Source organism: Paenibacillus sp. D2_2 (genome assembly GCF_031199965.1).
GTDB lineage: Bacteria > Bacillota > Bacilli > Paenibacillales > Paenibacillaceae > Fontibacillus.
The window spans coordinates 577,746-598,187 of record NZ_CP133605.1; the positions used below are offsets into that span (position 1 = coordinate 577,746).

At 46.5% G+C, this 20,442-nt stretch carries 24 protein-coding genes, 1 pseudogene and 1 riboswitch; of the genes and pseudogenes, 19 read left to right on the forward strand and 6 right to left on the reverse strand.

What is annotated here, in order from left to right:
* Positions 1-37 precede the first annotated feature (37 nt).
* From RE628_RS02750 to RE628_RS02800, 11 genes are all read left to right on the forward strand, one after another.
* Entirely contained in the window at positions 38-352 is a 315-nt protein-coding gene (locus RE628_RS02750; protein WP_309157289.1) for a hypothetical protein, read from the forward strand.
* Complete coding sequence (locus tag RE628_RS02755) at positions 250-624, forward strand: hypothetical protein (protein ID WP_309157290.1); 375 nt, start codon at positions 250-252, stop codon at positions 622-624. The genes RE628_RS02750 and RE628_RS02755 overlap by 103 nt, the downstream gene beginning before the upstream one ends.
* Complete coding sequence (locus RE628_RS02760) at positions 621-1,235, forward strand: YcaO-like family protein (protein ID WP_309157291.1); 615 nt, start codon at positions 621-623, stop codon at positions 1,233-1,235. Before RE628_RS02755 ends, RE628_RS02760 begins: the two co-directional genes overlap by 4 nt.
* Complete coding sequence (locus RE628_RS02765; protein ID WP_309157292.1) at positions 1,232-2,017, forward strand: YcaO-like family protein; 786 nt, start codon at positions 1,232-1,234, stop codon at positions 2,015-2,017. The genes RE628_RS02760 and RE628_RS02765 overlap by 4 nt, the downstream gene beginning before the upstream one ends.
* Positions 2,018-2,061: 44 nt before the next feature.
* Entirely contained in the window at positions 2,062-2,655 is a 594-nt protein-coding gene (locus tag RE628_RS02770) for a hypothetical protein (protein WP_309157293.1), read from the forward strand.
* Positions 2,634-2,804: a hypothetical protein gene (locus RE628_RS02775; protein WP_309157294.1), complete on the forward strand. Its 171-nt coding sequence runs from the start codon at positions 2,634-2,636 to the stop codon at positions 2,802-2,804. The genes RE628_RS02770 and RE628_RS02775 overlap by 22 nt, the downstream gene beginning before the upstream one ends.
* Before the next feature lie 252 nt (positions 2,805-3,056).
* Complete coding sequence (locus RE628_RS02780) at positions 3,057-3,821, forward strand: polyprenyl synthetase family protein (RefSeq protein WP_309157295.1); 765 nt, start codon at positions 3,057-3,059, stop codon at positions 3,819-3,821.
* 350 nt (positions 3,822-4,171) lie between these two features.
* Entirely contained in the window at positions 4,172-4,348 is a 177-nt protein-coding gene (gene comX / locus RE628_RS02785; protein WP_309157296.1) for a competence pheromone ComX, read from the forward strand.
* Between the two features lie 52 nt (positions 4,349-4,400).
* A complete protein-coding gene (locus RE628_RS02790) occupies positions 4,401-5,030 on the forward strand; it encodes a hypothetical protein (protein ID WP_309157297.1) in 630 nt (209 codons plus the stop codon).
* Positions 5,031-5,059: 29 nt separating this feature from the next.
* Entirely contained in the window at positions 5,060-6,778 is a 1,719-nt protein-coding gene (locus RE628_RS02795) for a sensor histidine kinase (protein WP_309157298.1), read from the forward strand.
* Positions 6,756-7,415: a response regulator transcription factor gene (locus tag RE628_RS02800; protein WP_309157299.1), complete on the forward strand. Its 660-nt coding sequence runs from the start codon at positions 6,756-6,758 to the stop codon at positions 7,413-7,415. Before RE628_RS02795 ends, RE628_RS02800 begins: the two co-directional genes overlap by 23 nt.
* Positions 7,416-7,464: 49 nt before the next feature.
* On the opposite strand, the gene RE628_RS02805 is transcribed toward RE628_RS02800, so the two are convergent.
* Positions 7,465-8,292 (reverse strand): TatD family hydrolase, encoded by an 828-nt coding sequence (locus tag RE628_RS02805; RefSeq protein WP_309157300.1) that lies wholly within the window; start codon positions 8,290-8,292, stop codon positions 7,465-7,467.
* A 151-nt stretch (positions 8,293-8,443) separates the two neighbouring features.
* Between RE628_RS02805 and RE628_RS02810 the strand changes: the two genes are divergently transcribed.
* The 3 genes from RE628_RS02810 (at position 8,444) to RE628_RS02820 (ending at position 11,086) form a co-directional block, all read left to right on the forward strand.
* Positions 8,444-9,412 (forward strand): tyrosine-type recombinase/integrase, encoded by a 969-nt coding sequence (locus tag RE628_RS02810; RefSeq protein ID WP_309157301.1) that lies wholly within the window; start codon positions 8,444-8,446, stop codon positions 9,410-9,412.
* Between the two features lie 662 nt (positions 9,413-10,074).
* Positions 10,075-10,692: an HD-GYP domain-containing protein gene (locus RE628_RS02815; protein ID WP_309157302.1), complete on the forward strand. Its 618-nt coding sequence runs from the start codon at positions 10,075-10,077 to the stop codon at positions 10,690-10,692.
* A 46-nt stretch (positions 10,693-10,738) separates the two neighbouring features.
* Positions 10,739-11,086 carry a hypothetical protein gene (locus RE628_RS02820; protein ID WP_309157304.1) on the forward strand — a complete coding sequence of 116 codons (348 nt, stop codon included), beginning with the start codon at positions 10,739-10,741 and terminating at the stop codon, positions 11,084-11,086.
* A gap of 27 nt (positions 11,087-11,113) precedes the next feature.
* On the opposite strand, the pseudogene RE628_RS02825 reads toward RE628_RS02820, so the two are convergent.
* From RE628_RS02825 to RE628_RS02845, 5 genes and pseudogenes are all read right to left on the reverse strand, one after another.
* Positions 11,114-11,931, reverse strand: a pseudogene (locus RE628_RS02825) (ABC transporter ATP-binding protein).
* Between the two features lie 15 nt (positions 11,932-11,946).
* On the reverse strand, positions 11,947-12,717 hold the full coding sequence (locus RE628_RS02830; RefSeq protein WP_309157306.1) for an ABC transporter permease: 771 nt from the start codon (positions 12,715-12,717) through the stop codon (positions 11,947-11,949).
* Positions 12,714-13,007 (reverse strand): thiamine-binding protein, encoded by a 294-nt coding sequence (locus tag RE628_RS02835; RefSeq protein ID WP_309157308.1) that lies wholly within the window; start codon positions 13,005-13,007, stop codon positions 12,714-12,716. Before RE628_RS02835 ends, RE628_RS02830 begins: the two co-directional genes overlap by 4 nt.
* Positions 13,008-13,128: 121 nt before the next feature.
* The gene (locus tag RE628_RS02840; RefSeq protein ID WP_309157310.1) at positions 13,129-14,163 is read right to left on the reverse strand and encodes an ABC transporter substrate-binding protein; all 1,035 of its coding nucleotides are present in this window, start codon (positions 14,161-14,163) and stop codon (positions 13,129-13,131) included.
* Positions 14,164-14,316: 153 nt separating this feature from the next.
* Positions 14,317-14,427, reverse strand: a riboswitch (TPP riboswitch).
* 378 nt (positions 14,428-14,805) lie between these two features.
* Positions 14,806-15,315: a CcdC family protein gene (locus RE628_RS02845; RefSeq protein ID WP_309157313.1), complete on the reverse strand. Its 510-nt coding sequence runs from the start codon at positions 15,313-15,315 to the stop codon at positions 14,806-14,808.
* Positions 15,316-15,523: 208 nt separating this feature from the next.
* Between RE628_RS02845 and RE628_RS02850 the strand changes: the two genes are divergently transcribed.
* The 5 genes from RE628_RS02850 to RE628_RS02870 all read left to right on the forward strand — a co-directional run bounded on the left by RE628_RS02850 (position 15,524) and on the right by RE628_RS02870 (position 20,428).
* Positions 15,524-16,579, forward strand: a complete 1,056-nt coding sequence (locus RE628_RS02850) for a lactonase family protein (protein ID WP_309157315.1) — start codon at positions 15,524-15,526, stop codon at positions 16,577-16,579.
* Positions 16,580-17,195: 616 nt separating this feature from the next.
* Positions 17,196-18,263, forward strand: coding sequence for a sulfate ABC transporter substrate-binding protein (locus RE628_RS02855; RefSeq protein ID WP_309157317.1), 1,068 nt, complete (start codon positions 17,196-17,198; stop codon positions 18,261-18,263).
* Positions 18,264-18,416: 153 nt separating this feature from the next.
* Positions 18,417-19,250 carry a sulfate ABC transporter permease subunit CysT gene (gene cysT / locus RE628_RS02860; RefSeq protein WP_309157319.1) on the forward strand — a complete coding sequence of 278 codons (834 nt, stop codon included), beginning with the start codon at positions 18,417-18,419 and terminating at the stop codon, positions 19,248-19,250.
* 59 nt (positions 19,251-19,309) lie between these two features.
* Positions 19,310-20,170: a sulfate ABC transporter permease subunit CysW gene (gene cysW / locus RE628_RS02865; RefSeq protein ID WP_309157321.1), complete on the forward strand. Its 861-nt coding sequence runs from the start codon at positions 19,310-19,312 to the stop codon at positions 20,168-20,170.
* Positions 20,171-20,206: 36 nt separating this feature from the next.
* Entirely contained in the window at positions 20,207-20,428 is a 222-nt protein-coding gene (locus RE628_RS02870; RefSeq protein WP_309157323.1) for a YezD family protein, read from the forward strand.
* Positions 20,429-20,442 lie beyond the last annotated feature (14 nt).

Sequence of the window (20,442 nt, forward strand, 5' to 3'; positions counted from 1 at the left end):
TGAGATGCATGATTCTTGAGAAAGGTGGCCGATCCGTATGAGCCAGGTCACGATTCTGTGCGAGAAGGAAGCGGTTAATCCGGCGGATTCACTCGAAGGCTTACTTACAGGACTTGGAGTCGAAGTGAGTACAGTAAGTGAGTTTACAGATGTTAGCGTAGATTCTGAACTAGTCGTAGTTCTGCAGGCTGAGAAGTGGGGGAAGCGTTCAATATATACGCTTTGGAGAAGGAGATCACGTGGCTCCCTGTGCAGTTCTCTCATTCTACTGGCAGAATTGGTCCGATTATCGTTCCTGGTTATTCGGCTTGTTATGAGTGCTTACAGCGGCGTAGCCATTCAAACGGTGTGACTCCTCTGGAACCGAAGAATATCATGTTCGATCTGTCCTGGTCCGTACTGAGCGGTGTAGTCGCCATCGAGACGGCAAAATGGATTTCGCGCCATACTAGCAGCTTTCCGCCATTATCACTCGGTCATATGATTGATTTTGATGCCTTCCACCTGCAGGGGGATGTCAATCCGGTCTATAAACTGCCGACCTGTCCTTCCTGCGGAGCAAGAAGTCAGGCCAATCTGGCTGCACAACCTTGGCGCGAGTCGGATCTGGTACTAGGGCCATGAGCCGTACGTTGATCCGAAGGTCAGGAGGGGCGAGTTATGCAGGCTGCCCTGGAACCGATAGCGCCGTGGCACAAGCTAGGCTTCAAGGCTTGATATCTACTGTGCCAGATCATTTGCGGAAGGCAATTAGTCCACATGGGGGCATGGTCAGGGGATTAATGAATTTAAGTACGGACCCTGGAGATCCCAGACTATATCTGAGCCTGGCCGCCCCGTCTAACCCAAAATTTCTGGCGGATGGACAGTATGGTTTGATCGATTTCTTTGCTAGCGGAATAGGATTGACGCTGGAGGAAGCGAATACGACCGCTGTAGCGGAAGCCATTGAGCGATATTGTTCCGCGTATGTTATCCCAGAACGATTGGTACTTTCAACTTGGAAGGAGCTTGGCGAGGATGCACTCCACCCCGATGAGCTTCCGCTATATACGAAAGAGCAATACGAACAGTGGCAATTTCCATATCGGCCTTTTACGGAACAGTCCAAGATCCGTTGGGTGCAGGGGCGTAGTCTTTCAACGGGCCGGATGAAGTGGGTGCCGGCTGCCATTGCTTGGGACTCTTATATTCCCAGAGTGAGGATGAAGAAGCGATATGCTTCGGTCTCATGATGGGTTCAGCAGCGGGGGCCACGAAGGAGCAGGCTATGATTGGAGGCTTGCTGGAGATCATCGAACGAGACGCCTTCATGATCATGTGGTACAACTCGCTCTCTATGCCGAGACTAGATACTCGCGATCTGTCCGTTATGGAGCATTTCAGGGAATTACTCGATCCAAACAAATTCGAGTTGACGGTGATCGATACGACAAGCGACATTGGCATTCCTTCTGCATTTGGTCTGTTGATGACCCGCGATGGCAAAGTATCGGTTGGTGGATCAGCCCGGCTATCGATGGAGGAGGCTGTGCGCAAGACGCTGATGGAGATTAGCCAGCTGTTCATTGGCAATAAATCGCAAATCTATTCGCAATCCATCCCGTCGCTTCTACCGCATCAGGTCACTGATTACGGATTGAGACTGCCTTATTATGAACAGCCTTATGCCCATGAGGAATTGGCCTTCACCACGGCATCAAGCGAGTTCCGGTCCATTCAGCCGTCTCCGCCTATTGCAGCCGATACGGAAGCGGAACGCCTTCAATATATCGTCCAGCAATTTGCGAAACGGGGACTTGAAGTGTTGTGCGTCGATCTAACTACAGACGATGTCCGTCAGCTGGGAAAGCATGTCGTCAAGATGATCGTACCGGGTACAGTTCAGCTGCCGCGTAGCGAGAAAGAACGGATCATCACAAGTGAACGGATCTATAAGATACCGGTTGAGCTTGGACTGCGAACAGAGCCGATCCTGCCACATAATTTGAACCGTAGTCCGCATCCGTTTCCGTAAAGTTCATCAGCTCTCACTCAACAAATAATAAGGATGTGATACCCATGCAAATTAAATATATGGATTGGCGATCTGATCAGGATTTTGAGGAGGAGCATTTGGCGATGACTTATCATCTGAACTCCAATCATTATCCGCAGCTTGATGTGCTGACCCGGTGGCGAATGAAAATGCTGAAGAGTCTGTTCATGCAGATGAATCAGGCAGTAACGCCAGCCAAACGATATTATGCCGCGGAGCGATTCAAGGCTGATGAACTCCACCAGGAAGGCCATCCCTATATGGCAGAGTTGATCGCAAGCCTGGAGAAGCTGCAGCGCTCGACCGTACCGTTCTGGGATTTTGAGAGTCTTAAAAATCTGGGGCCGACCGATAAGTTAGATGCTCTTGATTTATATATTCTGTCCAAAAGTCAGACCAGCGACAACTATGAGCTCTTCTATTACAGTCTTGCTGAGAAATTCGTAGAGTATGTCAAGGAAGAAGAGGATCCGCGTTGGTGGAGTAAGACCTTTGACGAGAGCCTGGAATTCCATGATGGAGACCTAGCCTTGTTCATTACAGCTAATATGAACCGCAGCATCAGGTTGTTCGGGAGAGAGGGTATCGTCTCTGTATGCTCGAAGGTGGCCGTCTGACGGAACGTCTTGTACGCAGCTCTCAGGAGAGCGGAAGAGCCCTTGTTCCTGTGATGACGTTCTATGATAAGCCAGTACAGGAGCTGCTCGGTATAGATGGCTATTATGATATCGTACTGTCGAGTCTTATATTTCGAGGTGAGGACTAGAGATGTGCGAGTATAAATTTGAGAGAATTGATTTACGCGGAATTATCGAGAATAAACCGCTAATATGATTCATGCCTTAGCGGCTAAATGTACACCAATAAAGTTTATTCGATGAATATTTCATGGGATAAGCTTTTTTCTTGTAATTTGATGTAGTTTATTTTTGTGGACAAGAAGGGGTTAATTCATAGATATGGAATACATATAAAGAATTGGTGATTTTTTATATTATTTTAGTATGGAGGTTATAGAGTGGAGCAATTTGCGGAAATGCTAGAAATAGAGTTACGCGAAAGTTTAAGAACCTATTTTAGTGTCCCACAGCTCTATGAACACGCACTCGCATGTCTTGAGGACAAAATGCAGGAATCTACGATGCTATTAGGCAAGATGACCGTACTTCATTACCGGATGTTCGGTGGGCCGGATACACCGGATATTTACAGAGCAGCTGCGGCGATTGAGTTGATGATGCTCAGCCTAGACATCATTGATGACATACAGGATAAGGACAATGGAAAAATGGCGTGGAACCAGCTTCCTTCTGAAATCGCTCTGAATATCGGTATCGGTATGCTTACACTCTCCGGGGAGCTTATTCTATCAACTGGATTCCCTACTGAACGGAGATTGGCGGCGGCGCAGCATTTGAATCAAGGAGTCCTCACTGCCGTAAATGGGCAAATGACGGATCTATACAACAATGTCAGCTCAGAAGAGGAGTACATTGAGATGGTATCGAAGAAATCGGCTGCGCTTCTCGTTACAGCGAGCATGATCGGTACGGTGCTGGCGACCGGTGAATGGGTTGAGGAAGTGAGGCTATATGCTGAACAGTTGGGGATTGCCGCGCAGATCAAGAATGACATTCGCGACTTGCTTAATTGGGATGACAAGAATGACTTCTTGAATCGGAAAAGACGCTACCGACTCTATACTTGCTGCAATCACTGTCTGAAGAGGATCGATGGATTATCGATTATTTCGAGGGGCACCTGGACTTCGCCGATGTTGTAGGGCGCAGGCAGGAGGTTGAACAGATTATAGAATCAACGGGAACGTTGATCTATACTTCTGTCCGAATGAGGACGCACTATTACCGTTATTTGGAGCATATTGAACGCCTTAATCTGGAGCCGCACTGGAGAGAGAAGATGCTCTCTTTTGCCGAATGATGGTTGATTGTTGTGCAGTTACATTGCTTAACTGGCGCACCACATAGGTAACCGCAAGCCCACGCAAGCCCACGCAAAGATGTTTGCGGGAAATACGAGAGTGGTTGTCGTTTTCAATATCATAGATGACCCGTATATTGGAATTAAGAGGAAAACCTCTTAAATCAAATAACCCAATTGGAGGGATTTATTATGTTGAAAGAACTGATTCAAGCTTTGGTGAAGGACTCTGGTGCAATGATGAATATTAGGACAGGACAGCTTCAATTGGCAGGCATGAGCGCCGTCGAGCAGAGAGCATTGATCGATGTGCTTAGAGATAAGGGAAACATGAGTAATGAACCCATGAAAGCTTCCGTTTGGAGTTAAATCAGATTAACTCTCAATACGACAACTAATCCATAACTGTGAGGGAATTGTATTGATACAAAGAACGAAAGTCATCGCATTCATAGTCTTGATAACTGTTGTTGTTGGGTATTTATCCGTATCTATTCTTAAGTATCCTGTTATCGGTGCCAATGTCTCCGCGAATGAAAATGGCCAATACATAGTAACCGCTTCACCAGAAGGATATTGGTGTTACGGACGGTTATTGGTTGGAGATGTCATACAGGACATTAACGATAAACCGGCAGCTGATTTTTATACAGTGAAGACGTTCGGAGGGGTTGAACGTGCATCTTCAATCATTCTGAGTCGTGCCGGGGCAGATGGGAGCACGGCATTTATCAAGTTAGAGGTTGGCTCGGGAATTAGTATGGACCATCTTATGTTTGAGTTGTTTTTACCGTTAATTGCGATCCTTACATTTTCTGGGCTTTCCTTGCTCGTGTATCGCCGTAAGAGGAATGACGGGGCAACTGTTCAGCTGATTATGTTCTTTATGTCCATTGGAATAGCCTATTTAAGCGCTTTTTCTTCGGGCGGCTGGATCCAATCGGCAGGATGGTTCTTGACCTATCATTCCTATTTGTTCCTATCTTTTTCTTACAGTTTCTTAATCGTTATTTGGGACAGTATCGCGAAAATTTCGCTAGTCCAGGCATAATTGTTTTTTTCGAGATTATCATTAGTGCTTTGATCGGATCGGAGCTTGTTGTACTTATTTTTAATGTTGGTTCAGCGAATGTCCTCTCCATTCTCAAGTTAATTTGCTTCGCTATCATCAATGTTTATATCATTTATAAGCTGGTTCATAAGTTTATTATTCATCGAAAGGGACCACTGAAAGCATTGTTCAAATTGAGTCTTGTTGGGCATATGGTTGGATTCTTGCCTTTTCTCATATTATTTGCTCTGCCACAGGTATTTGGAGTTTCGTTCTTATCCCCAAATGTTGCGGCAGTCTTTCTATTAACGATTCCTATCGTTTATTTCTATATGCTCATGACAAAACAGTTGTTCGATATCGATTTTTTATTGAACCGCTTTATATATTATGCGAGTCTGTCTTTCTTTCCTACGCTGATTATCTCTTTACTTTCTATTCTAATCTTGAATCAGAATAATCAAATCGGGGTCAAATGGAGCCAGTTGTTTCTCGCATGTTATTTGTTGATTACGCTGATGCTGTTCCTGAAGGAATATGCGGATCTTAAGATACGGCCAAGGCTGAATAAAGATCTGCACAATTTTCAAGGTAGCCTCAATCGGTTTTCTGCTCGAATATCACGTGTGATGAAACGATCGGATCTAGAACGCGTATTGGAGCAGGAAATTTATAATGTGCTGCCGGTGAAGAAGGTCGCATTCCTTGAGATTAATATGGATCGTGTTGAGGAGTTTAAGCTTGATGAATCGCTTGCCGATATTCAGGATTCTATCATTGAAGCGGTTCAGGCCTCAGTAGGCCAATTGATGATCGGAAATGTACTGAATGTGGAGCGGGGCATCTGCGTAATTGCCGGGAAGAAGCAGAGTATTCTGCATTTGATGTGGCTAGATGTGAAAGGGAACAGGACTAAATACAATCTGGATGAACTAGCCTGGCTGCGAACGTTGGCCAACTATAGCGCGATCGTATATGAGAATTTGTATCTAATCGAGAGTCTGGTCGAGGAACTTGAAGTGGAGTTCCAGAAGCAGAGGGGGACCGACTCCTCGCCATGGCTGCTCCGGTTAATATTCAAGCTGGCCGAGAAGGAGCGGCGTAAGCTGGCCTCTGATCTCCACGATTCCGCGCTTCAGGATCAATTGATCTGGTATCGTAATCTGGAATCCGCGATGCTGGACCATGATATGTCGTCAGAGCTTCATCAGAAGCTGGTCGATGTCAGAGAAGGCCTGCTTGATGTTATCCATCAAATTCGCGAGACTTGCAATGAGCTGCGTCCGCCGCTACTTCAGGAGATGGGAATTGTTGAAGCTCTACAAGGGTTATTTGAGCAGACGCAGATTCGTTCCAATTATGTTATCGATTTTCAATCCGATTCATTTAGGGCGGATATTAATGATGAGCAGATGCTCACGATATTCCGTATTGTACAGGAGTTGCTTCGTAATGCAAGCAAGCATGCCAAAGCCTCTAATATTTCCATATCCCTGGAACAGAAAAATGATATACGGCTTACTTATAAAGATGATGGGATTGGGCTGAAGCTGGAGGATCTCAACGATTCTTATCAGCATATGGGTTTATCAGGCATCAAGGAGAGGGTGCACAGTCTTGAGGGAGTTATCGATTTCAGATCAGAGCCCGGAGAAGGGCTTGAGGTCCAAATATCATTGCCGCTGGAGTCAGCAAGTATGGACAGAGAAAGCGAGGAGGATACAAATGGTTCGAATATTGCTGGTTGATGATCATCCCTCGGTTGGAGAGGGAACGAAAAATATGATTGAGCAGGACCCGGATATGCAGGTCACGGTGCTCATGTCTGCGATGGAAGCGCTGGAGATGGTAGAGCAAGAGAGCTTTGATGTGATGCTCTTTGATTTGAACATGCCGGTAATAAGTGGGATTGAGCTAACGAAGCGAATAATGAAGTTTAAACCGGAGAGTCGTATTCTCATCTATACGGGGTATGAGATTAGTCCCAACTTCAACATTCTCGTTGAATCGGGCGTTAGTGGCGTAGTTAGTAAGACTGCGACGCGTGAACAGCTGCTTAATGCGATCCGCTGTGTGCTACGCGATGAGGCAGTGATTACGGTATCGCTGTTGCGCCAACTGCGGCGCAGAGAGATTCGCCTGAATCAAGGGCGGGAAGAGAAGTCGATGGAAGAGGTTTCGATCAATGAGCGGGAACAGGAAATTCTCCAGGAGGTCTCAAATGGAAGCAGCAACAAGGATATTGCCTCCAAGCTATTGATGAGCCAGCGTACTGTCGAATATAATCTGACTCGCATCTTTGAGAAGCTTAATGTGCGCTCGAGATCAGAAGCGATTGTAGAAGCAAGACGGCTGGGGCTGATCCATACCAGTGAGTTTGTATAGTCTGTGAATAAGCATAAGAGCCATCCTTCGGGATGGCTCTTATGCTTTATTAGGTAAGGCCGTAGAAGCGACGAGTATTGTTGTACAGGATTGCTCGGGCCTTTGCCAGTGGGATGCCTTGAATGCTTGCCCATGCCGCGGCCGCGTCATTGACCATTCTAGGATGTGTAGTCTGCCCGCTAAAGGGTCCTTTAAAAGGCCAAGGGCCGTCTGTCTCCACCATTACCTGATCAGCTGGATAGACACGGGCCAGATCGATAATTTCCTCTTCATACAGAATATCAGGGGTGAAAGACACGAAATAACCGGATTCAGCCATTCTTGCAATCGTTGAGGCCGATCCTTTGAACCAGTGGAAATGTGCCTTCTTGATCTCATACTGCTCCAGAAGATCACAGACCTGGTCAGCATCATCATATACGGCATGCAGCACAACTGGTTTATCGTGTTTCTTCGCAAATTGAAGCATAGTCTCCATCAGCAGGATATATGGCTTAAGGTCAAAGGACTGCCCCTGCTCGGCGGCTTCCAGCCGTGAATAGTAAGGGAGACCAATCTCTCCGACTGCGATCATTTTGTCAACATGCTCGTCCATCCATTGCAGCAGCCGTTTTAGTTCGGCCTCGGAAGGTACCTTCTGCTCCGGGTGATAACCAAATGCCGGGTATAGATATCCGGGATATGATTCAGCTAGCTTCAGGTTCTCCTGACAGGATTCCAGATCCTTGGAGACTCCGATCATAGCCTCGATACTATGCTCTCGCAGGTCCTGAAGAATAGCTGTTCTCTCATCCGCTTCATACATCTCAAAATGAATATGGGCATCCATTAAGGGCTGCCGTTCTGGTTGCTTTAATGGCGAAATATCTGAACTCATCAGTGTATTCCTTCCTTTCCTGAACGTTCATTTTTCACCTTATACTATACAATTATGGCATGTTAAATGCTATATCTACATGACATATGGCGGATATGTCGTACAATATTAATTATGCGACATCACAACACGTCAACAGGAGGCATATACCATGGAATTACATACCTATATGATGGAAGTTTCTGAACAATATCTTTTCCATTCGCCGGGCCAAGAATATCGTGATGAGCAGATCATACAAATGTTCCTGGCAGCATGTGCCAAGGTACCCAATACGAAAAGAAATTATTTTCGCGCACTTGAACATTTTCGTGAATTTTTATCAGGAATGCCAATGAAAGATGTCACCTGGAGGGAAATAGAGGCATATAAACTTTATTTGTCACAAGGAGTTTACAGAGAGGGTGGGAAGTCACTCTCTCCAGCCAGCGTTGCGGCCTTTATCGCGCCGTTGAAGTCCTTCTACAAGTGGGGAAGTGACAGTAGCATCGGTATTTTCGAACATAACCCGGCTTTAAGTACTAGAATTCCGCAAATTGCCGTGACGAGCCGGAAAAATTTTTTAACCAAACAAGAAGTCGGCAAGCTGCTGGATAGTCTACGTGAACAGAGCCTGCGCAACTATTTGGTCGGACTTTCTCTCGTCATGCTTGGGCTACGGGTCTCAGAGCTTACACAAATTCGCTGGGGGGATTTCCACACCGATCCATTAGAGACATTGATCTGGCTAACGATTTCTTATGCAAAGCGAGGAAAGATCCGTGAGGTGAAAATCCCTCAGAAGCTGTGGAAAATGTACACCGAGCATGCCCAGAGCTTAACGGAGTGCAATGATCCAGATCCAGATCTTCTGCTGTTTCCGATTTCATCCCGGCAGATTCAGCGTATTATTCGGGAGGCAGGGGAACGATGCCATTTGAGCAAGAAGCCTACTCCGCACTGGCTGCGACATACGAATGCGACCTTGGCACTGCTGCAGGGAGCATCACTTCAACAGGTTCAAGAGAGCCTTGGACACTCGCATATTAATACAACTCAGCGATATTTACATACAGTAGAACAATTAAAAAAGCGGCACCCGATTTTGTCCAGGATTGCTTACAGGAGTTCATTTAAGTAGGAGAACTTTAATTACTGCAAAAGTACAGTCTTTTACCATCTATTATCGCCTGGATTAGAGAATTACTGCAAAAATACAGTTTTTTCTTACTAAAATGCTCACTTTGAGGGGAAAATAATTAAATTCCTGTATATTTGCAGGAATTTAATTAGAATTTGAGGGTTTTAACTCGAAAAGATGCATATTTGCAGTTTTTTAAATTATTCGTATGTAGTGCTACTGTCATGATCCCCAAAGAGATGATATTGCCCTGTCTAGTAGGTTATAAGAAGTGAATAACATGACATTTTCACAGGGTTCATCCGAGTATTTTCCAATTCTATCAAAAAATAAAGTTAAAATTTAATAAAATGAATCTTTTTTCCTACTAATGTGACTTTATTGCCGTGCAAACGTTGTTCTTTTGTCCTATAATGTTAAATAGTTACAATACAAACCTAACCAAGACTCGTTCTTTTTGTATACGTGATGTCGCATAATTAATATTGTACGACATTATTCCCATGGTGATCATTTTATATTCATATTGGGCTGAATTCGGTATATTTCTACTCTGATAGGATGGTAGTTTGTTGAGATTTGAAGAGGGGGAAGGGCTATAGGATAAGTGGTATCAATGTAGTATAACGGAGTTTCAGGCAGAATAAGTTAGGAGGATACACGTGGTCGTTTCAGCTGATCTTATAGAACAACTATATATAGATAAGCATTTAGATATGGCATCCTGGATCAAGTTATTATTGTACAAACATCCTGAGATTTATCATCACTCTGTAAGAGTGGCTATGCTGGCCGAGAAAATAGCAAAGCCGCTGAGATTGAGCAATGAAGATAAGGGGCAACTGGTTCGCGGTTGCTTTCTGCATGATATAGGGAAATCAATGATTCCCCGCGATATAGTTCTTCAGAAGGATTCGTTGTCAGAGAGCCAGCTTGAAATTATCAAGCTATACCCTATCATTGGAGCCGAGATGGTCGAGAGAAATCCAGGGTTTGGGCCGGAAATCATACAAATCGTCAAGTATAACCAAGAGAGATGGGATGGAAGTGGATATCCGGAGGGGCTTTATGGAGAAGAGATTCCGTATGCAGCTAGGATCTGCGCGGTGATCGATGCCTTTGACATGATGATGACAAGCCGTAAGGATATCAGGAAATACAAAGTCAGAGAGGCGAAGCTCGAGCTGTTGAAGTATCGCGGTACCAAGTTTGATCCTGATATCGTGAACGTCTTGACCAAATTGCCTGATCAGGTTTTAAATATTTTTTCGCTAAACTAGGTATTTAACTAAATTATTTGGACTAGAAATGGAGGATATACCACTGATGCAAGCAAGTCTGCAAATTTTCGAATACCCAGATGTAAGTGGCAAGGAACTGGACGAAGCCATAATGACAGGCAAGAGAGTTATTTCTATGCAAGTAGCACTATCTTTGGAGTGTGAGCAGCCTTTACTGCGTATTTGTATGATCGATGCTAAGCTCAGAGCCATTCATCAGGTGTTCGACAGCAATCCGAAGGTACCGATGTGGCTAGGCAAGGAAGAGAGTAGTGAAGTCTACCAGACATCCTGGCTTATTGCTGTAGATACGGAGCCGGAGTATGTTCAGCAATGGATCGCTCTGATGCAGGATGTCGATCAAGTTGAGATCAAAGAGTATATGTATCGATAAAAAACCAGCCGGTAGTGACGACAGTAGTCATTTCACAGCGGCTGGTTTTTTGTTGTGCATTTGTTCGTGCATTTGAGCGGTGATCTCGCGTTTAAGCTCCAGGAAACGGGGATCTTCAATTAATTGCTCCGAGCGAGGGCGGGCAAAAGGTACTTCGATCTTATGTAGCACCGATGCTGGTCTACTGGAAAATAAATAGATCGTATCCGACAGCATGAGCGCTTCCTCAATGCTATGTGTAATCATAAGCACGGTGCGCTGATTTTCTTCCCAAATATCAAGCAGCCAGCGCTGCATATCGCTTCGGGTCAGGGCATCAAGCGCGCTGAACGGTTCGTCCAGGCAGAGCACCTCCTGTGGAGCAAGTAGTCCACGTAAGAAGGAAGCACGCTGCTGCATGCCACCGGACAGCTTGTGCGGGTAAGCTTGTTCAAATTCGCCTAATCCGGCTTTGGCTAGCCAGGCCCTTGCTTCTTCGCGCGCCGCCTTCATTGGCATACCGGCGATTTCTCTAGCGAGAATAACATTGTCGAGCGTGCTGCGCCACGGAAAGAGGCCGGTTTCTGCGGAACATAACTAATATGACCCCGTTCGCCAGTAATATCTGCGCCATGCAGCAGCACTTTGCCCTCGTCTGGCTTGACTAGACCGCCGATAACGTGGAACAGCGTACTTTTACCGCAGCCGGAGGGGCCGATAATGGACACAAATTTCCCGGTCGGCACAGTCAAAGAGATCTGGTTCAGCACGGGAAGACTCTGCCTACGTTCGTGGAAGGCGAGAGAAGCCGTCTGGATTTCAAGGGCGGTCGAGGTAGGCATATTCTGGTTCATCTCTGTATTCATGTCGTAAGCCCCTTTCTATTTATCATCACCGGATGGATGGTAACGAATGAGCCATTTCTCGAGTAATGAAATAAGCAGGAACATCGCTAGGCTGATCGTAACGATGATTGCAATAGCGACGAATATTTTATCGGTGCGGAAGGATGACTTCTGGAGCATCATATAATATCCGATTCCTTTGTCGGCGCCGATCCATTCTGCAATGATCGCTCCCATGACGCTATAGGTGGCAGCAATCTTCGCCCCGGACATAATAGAAGGCAATGCATGTGGTACTTCCAGCTTGGTGAAGATATTCCACTTCGAAGCTCCAGCCATTCGCATGTAGTCCAGCATAACGCGGTCTGTACGGCTTAATCCGTCCATGGCCGCTACTGCGATAGGAAAGAAGCAGACCAATGTAATGACGATGATCTTGGGAAGAATCCCGAAGCCGAACCAGATCATCAGCAGTGGTGCCAAGGCGATGATTGGGACATTTTGGCTGAGAATAATCAGCGGGTAGAGGGCTTTTCTGAGAAAAGGGATATAATGCAGTACAAAAGCAACTAGAAGCCCAACAAACGTACCGATTGCGAAGCCTAGCAGCATAAGCTTGAGCGTAGCCTGTGTATGATCCCACAATCCGGCAGCACCGGCCGTCGCTTCATGAGCAATATCGACAGGGCTTGGCAGCATCCATTTTTCGATATGAAATAGAGACGTAGCTATCTGCCAGATAATGAGGAACAAGATGACCGCCACAAGGGGCGGCCATACACTGCTCCAGATGCGACGGAGCCTCATGGACGATACTTCTCTGTCAGCTTGTCCATGCTGGCGCCTTCCGGATTGTAGTAGATTTTTATCTGAGAGATCACATTTTTGCTACCGAATTCGATGACAGCTTCGTTCATTTCTTTGATTATGTCCAGCAGGTGGCTAAGTTCTCCCTCCATCGTCGTCTCCAGCGGGCTCACCTGATACTTCACACCGGAAGCTTGGATGACTTCAATTGCACGGTCGACGTAAGGAATCGAATCTTCCCCGTTTGGTGTCTTCGGAATAATCTGAATACTTACTAATGCATTAGCCATGTATGAACATCCTCTCTGATCACAGAATTATTGAGGTTGTTCAAAAAGTCCGTTTACTGAAAACAGGCCTTTTTGAACACGCACTTATAGAAATTGTGGCTTACATTTTTACGCCAATTCGTTATTGGTTTTCTGGCAGGAAATCATTCGTATAAGCGGCATCTGTATCAAGCGGCTTCTCGATTAGTTTCTTCTCATACATCCAGTCGGAATAATTTTGCCATACGGATTGTTTTTGTTCACCCCAACGGGCAGCATCGTCTTGGTATTTCGGGCTAAGCCATTTCTGGCTGGCGATAACGAGATCTTTATCGAGATCCGGAACCGCCTTCAGCAGAATGTCGGCAGCTTCTTCCGGATGCTGGATTGCATACTGATAGCCTTTGGAGGTAGCACGAAGGAAAGCCTTGATCAGTTCGGGATCGTCCTTGATCTGTTTCTCGTTGGTCGCAATGACCGGTGTGTAATAGTCCAGCTTATCCGAATAGTCCTTCACATAGAGCATATCAAGTGGTTCTCCACGCAGCTCAGCCTCGATGCCGGTCCAGGCGTAGAAGATCCAGGCGAAATCGATATCTCTCTTTACGGCAGTGAAGAAGTCGGCTTCACCCATATTGATAATTTTCACTTTGCTAACATCTCCGCCATCAATGTCCATGATCGACTTCATGACGGCCTCTTCGACCGGGGAGCCCCAGCCGCCGTAGGTCTTGCCTTCAAAGTCTTTAGGAGATTTGATGTTCCGATCCACAGGTGCGGCGAAGCCAGATGTATTATGCTGGATAACTGCAGCGATTGAGACGAGTGGCACACCTTGGGTACGGCCTTGTGTCACACTTTCTTGATAACTGATTCCAAAAGGTACTTCACCAGATGCAACCATCGCGTCCGCGCCACCAGAGCCCGGCAGCAGGATGTCTAGCTTCAGTCCTTCCTCTTCGTAGAAGCCTTTCGCCTGTGCAACGTAGAGGCCGGTATGGTTCGTATTCGGACTCCAGTCCAGTACGAATTTGACATCGCGGAGCTCTTTGGTCTGTCCGCCATTTGCCGCATTTCCGTTAGCGGCCGGTGTGTTGGCATTGTTCGCTTTGCCGCAGCCTGCGATGATGACAAGCAAGCAGGATAGGGCAAGCAGAACCCATTTTGATCGATGCAATGGTATTCCCTCCTTCAAAATGTCTAATCCGCTTTTACACTTCTAGTATTCCTGATATTTCCGAATGGAGCCGAAAATGAATAGGTTTAAATGTTCAGGATGCAAAAAAAGCGCCCGGATGGGACGCATAGGTGCATTAAAATATGAGCATAGCTTCATACCTGCATTTCTTCCTACGCTGGCATTACCCAGATCAGGTTAAAGGGTCAGTATCTTCTTGGGATACAATCTCAGCCAGCCAATTCCAGCCCCCTGAACTATTGAATTACGGATTACACTTGCCATTATAGTTCCCAGTTGCAGATATGTCCAGTTAGAAAATACAATACAGGCGTTTCGTGAAGCTACATAAGTTGAACTAATGATTGAACGGATGAAGGCAGCCGGGTGAAATGTTCTTACGATCGCTGTTGTTCGCGGATTTCTTGATTTTATAAATTCAAGCACAGTAGAAATCCGCTCACAAAGGCGAACGCTTCGCTTCTTCAGAATCATTTCACCCTCTTGCCTATTCCCTGCTCCTTTCTTTAGTTCAACTTATATAGGCAGATGGAGCTAAAACCAAGGGGAAGAAAGTAATTCTGCTCTGTTCACGACCCCTTGTTCTAGCTGCCAATCTTGTTTAAGATAGGGTTAATCGCTTTATGCTTCCGGATTTACCGGGTTCATATCAGTCTCGTTCGTAATGGCGCGATATTTCTTCAACATAAAGAGTCGCCAGCGTAAGATCATTCCGAATGCGAGAATGAAGAATAGTGAGCCCGTCTGAAGAATGGAAATATATTGCTCAATCACCTCATGCAGAGCCAGTCGGATGACAAGTAGGCCGATCAGAATGAAGGCGAATCCGCTGGATCTTTTGGCAAAAACTTGTCCGTCCCTCATCTCAAAATGAGTGGTGCGCATGAGTGGATAGGAGAACAGGAACCAGCCAGCGGCAAAAGCGATGATTCCGTAAAGGAAGGAAATCCGCATCTGCGGCTCCACGAACATGGCGAAGCCAGTTGCCATACCGAGCGGTGGAATAATTATTTTCTTAATCGTCACCGGGCGATTACTGGCCTTAAGTCTGACGATGATGACAGATACGGCCATCAGGATCATAACAGCTGTCGCAATGATCCGCATATAAAAAGGGCTAATGGCGTTCATAATGACACCCCTTCTTTAGTTAGTATGGTTGGTCGGTTGTGTTGTGAATTGCAACTTTTTGAACCATCTGTTAGGCGAGATAATTATAACATAAATCCCCACCATGATAATAATCACATATGGATGTATGCATCAGCCGTACCGCAACTATAGAAGCGGGAACGGTCGACTTATATAGAAACAAATTATAATCGAGAGGATGAAGTATATGACGCAATTTGGTCTGAAGGATGAAATTCCATTCTATGTAGGTACATACGCAAAAGCAGAGGAACCGGGGATATACTTATGTGGCTTGAATGACCAGACAGGGGCAATGCGTATCATTCGTCATTTTTCAGGAATATTGAATCCATCCTTTGTTATCGTGAATGCTGAAGCTTCAAGGTTGTATGCGGTGAGTGAACAGGCTGAAGGGCGTCTCGTTAGCTACAAGATCGACTCCAACAACGGTGGACTTACAGAATTGGATTCCGTGCCAACCGAAGGGGCAGATCCTTGTCATCTTGCTTCGTTGCCAATCGGTGATGTGCTCGTATCCAATTATTCCAGTGGTGTAGTGAATCGATTTGCTCTGGGCGAACAAGGAGAAGCAAATCGTATGGTAGCGAAGGTACAACAAGTCGGCACAGGTCCGGTAGCGGATCGCCAGGAGAAAGCTCATGCTCACAGTGCCGTAACAGACCTAGAGGGGAGATACGCATATGCATCGGATTTAGGTGCAGATCGAATCTTTATCTATAATATGCAAGATGGCGGTTTCGTTCAGCATGCTGAGGTAGCGCTACCTCCGGGAGCAGGACCAAGACATTTCGTTCTCCACCCGAATGATCAACATGCTTATGGGATTAACGAGCTGGATAATACGATTACAATCTATAGCTATAACAAGACGGAAGGTAGATTGGAGATCGTCGATCATGTCGTTACGATTCCTGAAGACTTTACAGGTGAGAGTTATCCTGCGGATATCCATCTGTCTGAGGATGGCTGTTATTTATACGGCTCCAATCGCGGTCATGACAGTATTGTACGCTTTGAAATCGACGTTGTGACAGGCAAGCTTGCTAATCCAGACTGGACATTGACTGGAGGAAGCTGGCCGCGTAACTTCGCCGTCCTTAGCGATTATGTGCTGGCTGCAAATCAATTCAGTGGGAATATTGTGGCGTTCAAACGCGATGCTGATAGCGGCAAGCTGACGGCGACCGGACAGGAACTGGCCATAAGCCAGGCGGCCTGTATCGAACCGGTATTAGACTAATAGAGGTTCCGCTTTTGATCACGGAGTGAATCAGGAAGCTTAATCGACATCGAATCTTGAATTCAGCCGGGCCTAAGCAAATGCTTACGAAGTCATGTTTCCTACGGAAACATCTTAGGTGCTCACGTACCCAAAACGTACGCTCCGCTCCTCAGGCCCTAGCTTCTTTCAACCTTCTCGGTGCTGAAAACCGGACCTTTTGATCACGAACTTTTTAATATGTTCTTATATATTGGCAGGTCGGAGAGCGTGAAGCTCATCCGATCTGCCGTTTTTTTTGATGGATATATAAAATCCTGAATTTATGGTTTTCCTGGAAAAAAACGTTTGACAAGAAAACCCAGCACATATAAAATAACACCATAACATACTAAACAGGTAGGAATAATTAAAGATGTTCTCACCGTACGGACGGAGGAACGCTCTACTTGCCTAGGCAGACACGGGTAGCGGCTCGGTTTGACCGATGGGAGCAGGGTGTTTCTCCGTCTTTCATTTAGATATAGTCGGGGTACTCATTCTTGACGTCCTCGTTAGAGGCTTTCTTGTACGGAGGGAAGTGTTTCTGCTAGCTTAGTACGGCAAGATATTATGGGAGAAGATGGGGAGTGATACGATGAGCAAAGTGGTTAAGCAGAGTATTCTGGTCAGTTTGGTTCTGGCTATGTCGGTGGCACTGGTCGCCTGCGGAGGGAACAAAGAGAATGACAAAGCGAGTGCGGCTGCCGGTGCAGATGCAGGCAAGGGGAAGAGCATCCAATTACTGAACGTATCCTACGACCCTACTCGCGAATTATATGAAAGTTATAATAAGGCCTTTGCAGCCTATTGGGAGAAAGAAAAAGGGCAGAAAGTAACGATACAGCAATCACATGGGGGATCCGGAAAGCAAGCTCGGGCTGTCATCGACGGGTTAGAGGCAGACGTAGTAACCCTAGCGCTTGGATACGATATAGACTCTATTCAGGAAAGCGGACTAATTCAAGAAGGCTGGCAGCAAAAATATGATCATAACAGTTCGCCGTATACTTCGACGATCGTCTTCCTGGTACGGAAGGGGAATCCGAAAGGGATCGAGGATTGGAACGATTTGATCAAGGATGGGGTAGAGGTCATTACGCCGAATCCGCAGACGTCCGGAGGGGCGCGCTGGAATTATCTAGCGGCTTGGGGATATGCGCTTCACCACAATAATAACGATGAGGCCAAGGCACAGGAATTTGTAAAAGAATTATACCAGCATGTTCCGGTGCTTGATAGCGGTGCGCGCGGTGCAACTACGACATTTACTGAACGGGGACTTGGCGACGTATTGCTTGCTTGGGAGAATGAAGCCTGGTTAGCCGTTAAAGAGCTTGGTCCTGATAAATTCGATATCGTCTATCCGTCGGAGAGTATTCTGGCCGAACCGCCTGTTGCCGTCGTCGATAAAATCGTCGATAAGAAGGGGACACGTGAAGTTGCCGAAGCCTACTTGAAATATTTATATTCAGAGGAAGGCCAGACCATAGCAGCAGAGAACTACTATCGTCCGACCTTGGACAGCGTGAAGGAGAAATTCAAGGATCAATTCCCGGACATCAAGCTGTATACGATTGATGAGGTGTTTGGGGGCTGGGCCAAGGCGCAGCCGAAGCATTTTAATGATGGCGGAATTTTTAGTCAGATTTACGTGCCTAAATAAACGACCGCGACCAGCGGAGTAGCAAACTTGCAGAGAGCGGCGGATCACCCAATGGATATTCGTGAAATCACCGACGATGAATGGTGCTCTCTTCAACTGGGATGAAGGTGAGTGAAGTGATCCGCCCGTGTAAGTAGAGAAAGGATGAACTTCATGCCAAGCAAGGCAAATACCAAGCGCGGAGTGCTGCCCGGATTCGGACTTACGATGGGATACAGCATTTTATACCTTAGCTTGATCGTATTAATTCCGTTATCCGCTCTTTTGTTAAATTCTACGGGACTAACCTGGGAGAAGTTCTGGTCGATTGCGACTGATCCGCGAGTTTTGGCCTCTTACCGAGTAAGCTTCCTGACCGCAGCGGCGGCCGGATTGGTTGATTCAGTATTGGGTTTGCTGCTTGCATGGGTTCTCGTTAGATATGATTTTCCGGGTAAGAAAATATTCGATGCGATGATCGATCTTCCATTCGCGTTGCCAACAGCGGTTGCTGGTGTGTCGCTGACTGCACTTTATTCCTCCAAAGGTTGGCTTGGCTCATTGTTTGAGCCGCTTGGTATTAAGACGGCGTTCTCGCCGCTGGGCATTACACTCGCCCTGATGTTTATCGGCATTCCATTCGTTGTGCGGACCGTACAACCCGTGCTGCAGGATTTAGATGCGGAGGTCGAAGAGGCAGCGGCTACACTGGGTTCGAGCAGTTTTCGTACCTTCCGATCCGTTATCTTGCCGGAACTACTTCCGCCGCTCCTGACAGGCTTCGCACTCGCCTTTTCCCGTGGTATCGGGGAATACGGCTCGGTCGTCTTCATTTCCGGAAATATGCCGATGAAGACCGAAATCGCTCCACTACTGATTATGTCAAAGCTGGAGCAATTCGACTATGCCGGAGCGACAGCGGTAGCGCTAATGCTGCTCTTGATCTCCTTTGCACTTCTGTTGCTGATTAATTCATTACAGGGTCGGATGCGCAAGACTGCAAGGTGAGTACGGTTAGGTTCAGCGGGTAATTATTGTAATCATAAAAGCCAAGGGAGGGGCGTCGTGTGGCAGGTTCTGTACCTTTAGCGGCAGCGAGAACAAATCCAGTAAGGAAACGCAGTACGAAGGAATCGAGTGTTGTCAAATGGACCTTAATCAGTCTCGCCGTACTTGTCATTATGTGGCTGATCGGTCTACCGCTTATTGTCGTTCTAACGGAGGCCCTGAAGAAGGGCTGGAATGTCTACATGCAGGCTATATCTGATCCTGATGCATTATCGGCATTGAGATTGACACTGCTTGTCGCAGCAATTACGGTGCCGCTGAATACGATATTTGGTGTGGCAGCCGCATGGGCGATTACGAAATTCAAATTCCGGGGAAGGCAGCTTCTAATCACACTGATCGACTTGCCCTTTGCGGTATCTCCGGTAATCGGCGGCTTGATCTACGTACTGGTCTATGGCGTACATGGCTGGCTGGGGCCTTGGCTGCAGGAATATGATTTGAAAATTATCTTTGCACTACCAGGTATTATTCTGGCGACACTGTTCGTTACATTTCCATTCGTCGCCCGCGAATTGATTCCGCTCATGGAGGATCAGGGGCAACTGGAGGAGGAAGCAGCGGTTACACTAGGCGCTAAAGGCTTCCGTATATTTTGGAAGGTGACTCTTCCGAATATTAAATGGGGACTGTTGTACGGAATAATACTTTGTAATGCGCGGGCGATGGGGGAATTCGGCGCCGTATCCGTCGTATCAGGTCATATTCGCGGAGCGACCAACACACTTCCGTTGCATATTGAGATTTTGTATAACGAGTATCAATTCTCGGCTTCATTTGCAGTCGCTTCCTTACTACTGATACTGGCGCTGATCACCTTGCTACTTAAGAGCTGGTTCACCCGTAAGAGCAGTCACTAGCTGGGATCAAAATATATAGGTAGGGGGCTTCTTCGAATGAGCAAACCGCTAAAGGTAGATAATGTGTGGCTAGAGCGGATCGCGGGGATGTTAAATGAGATGGAATTCGGGTCGCTGAACATCATTGTTCATGAGGGACAGATTGTCCAGTTGGAGCGCACAGAGCGGAGACGTTACGATGTCGGGGCAGGGGCGGCCAAAGCGCCTGGATCGTCCCGGAATGCAGTTAAACCACTACGTAAGTCGGAATCGCGATAGACATATTGAAAGTT

Coding starts and splice junctions, on each gene's coding strand:
- RE628_RS02750 (WP_309157289.1), top strand. CDS start 38: ATGAGCCAGGTCACGATTCTGTGCGAGAAGGAAGCGGTTAATCCGGCG.
- RE628_RS02760 (WP_309157291.1), top strand. CDS start 621: ATGAGCCGTACGTTGATCCGAAGGTCAGGAGGGGCGAGTTATGCAGGC.
- RE628_RS02765 (WP_309157292.1), top strand. CDS start 1,232: ATGATGGGTTCAGCAGCGGGGGCCACGAAGGAGCAGGCTATGATTGGA.
- RE628_RS02770 (WP_309157293.1), top strand. CDS start 2,062: ATGCAAATTAAATATATGGATTGGCGATCTGATCAGGATTTTGAGGAG.
- RE628_RS02775 (WP_309157294.1), top strand. CDS start 2,634: ATGCTCGAAGGTGGCCGTCTGACGGAACGTCTTGTACGCAGCTCTCAG.
- comX (WP_309157296.1), top strand. CDS start 4,172: ATGTTGAAAGAACTGATTCAAGCTTTGGTGAAGGACTCTGGTGCAATG.
- RE628_RS02800 (WP_309157299.1), top strand. CDS start 6,756: ATGGTTCGAATATTGCTGGTTGATGATCATCCCTCGGTTGGAGAGGGA.
- RE628_RS02805 (WP_309157300.1), bottom strand. CDS start 8,292: ATGAGTTCAGATATTTCGCCATTAAAGCAACCAGAACGGCAGCCCTTA.
- RE628_RS02810 (WP_309157301.1), top strand. CDS start 8,444: ATGGAATTACATACCTATATGATGGAAGTTTCTGAACAATATCTTTTC.
- RE628_RS02820 (WP_309157304.1), top strand. CDS start 10,739: ATGCAAGCAAGTCTGCAAATTTTCGAATACCCAGATGTAAGTGGCAAG.
- RE628_RS02830 (WP_309157306.1), bottom strand. CDS start 12,717: ATGAGGCTCCGTCGCATCTGGAGCAGTGTATGGCCGCCCCTTGTGGCG.
- RE628_RS02835 (WP_309157308.1), bottom strand. CDS start 13,007: ATGGCTAATGCATTAGTAAGTATTCAGATTATTCCGAAGACACCAAAC.
- RE628_RS02845 (WP_309157313.1), bottom strand. CDS start 15,315: ATGAACGCCATTAGCCCTTTTTATATGCGGATCATTGCGACAGCTGTT.
- RE628_RS02850 (WP_309157315.1), top strand. CDS start 15,524: ATGACGCAATTTGGTCTGAAGGATGAAATTCCATTCTATGTAGGTACA.
- RE628_RS02855 (WP_309157317.1), top strand. CDS start 17,196: ATGAGCAAAGTGGTTAAGCAGAGTATTCTGGTCAGTTTGGTTCTGGCT.
- cysT (WP_309157319.1), top strand. CDS start 18,417: ATGCCAAGCAAGGCAAATACCAAGCGCGGAGTGCTGCCCGGATTCGGA.
- RE628_RS02870 (WP_309157323.1), top strand. CDS start 20,207: ATGAGCAAACCGCTAAAGGTAGATAATGTGTGGCTAGAGCGGATCGCG.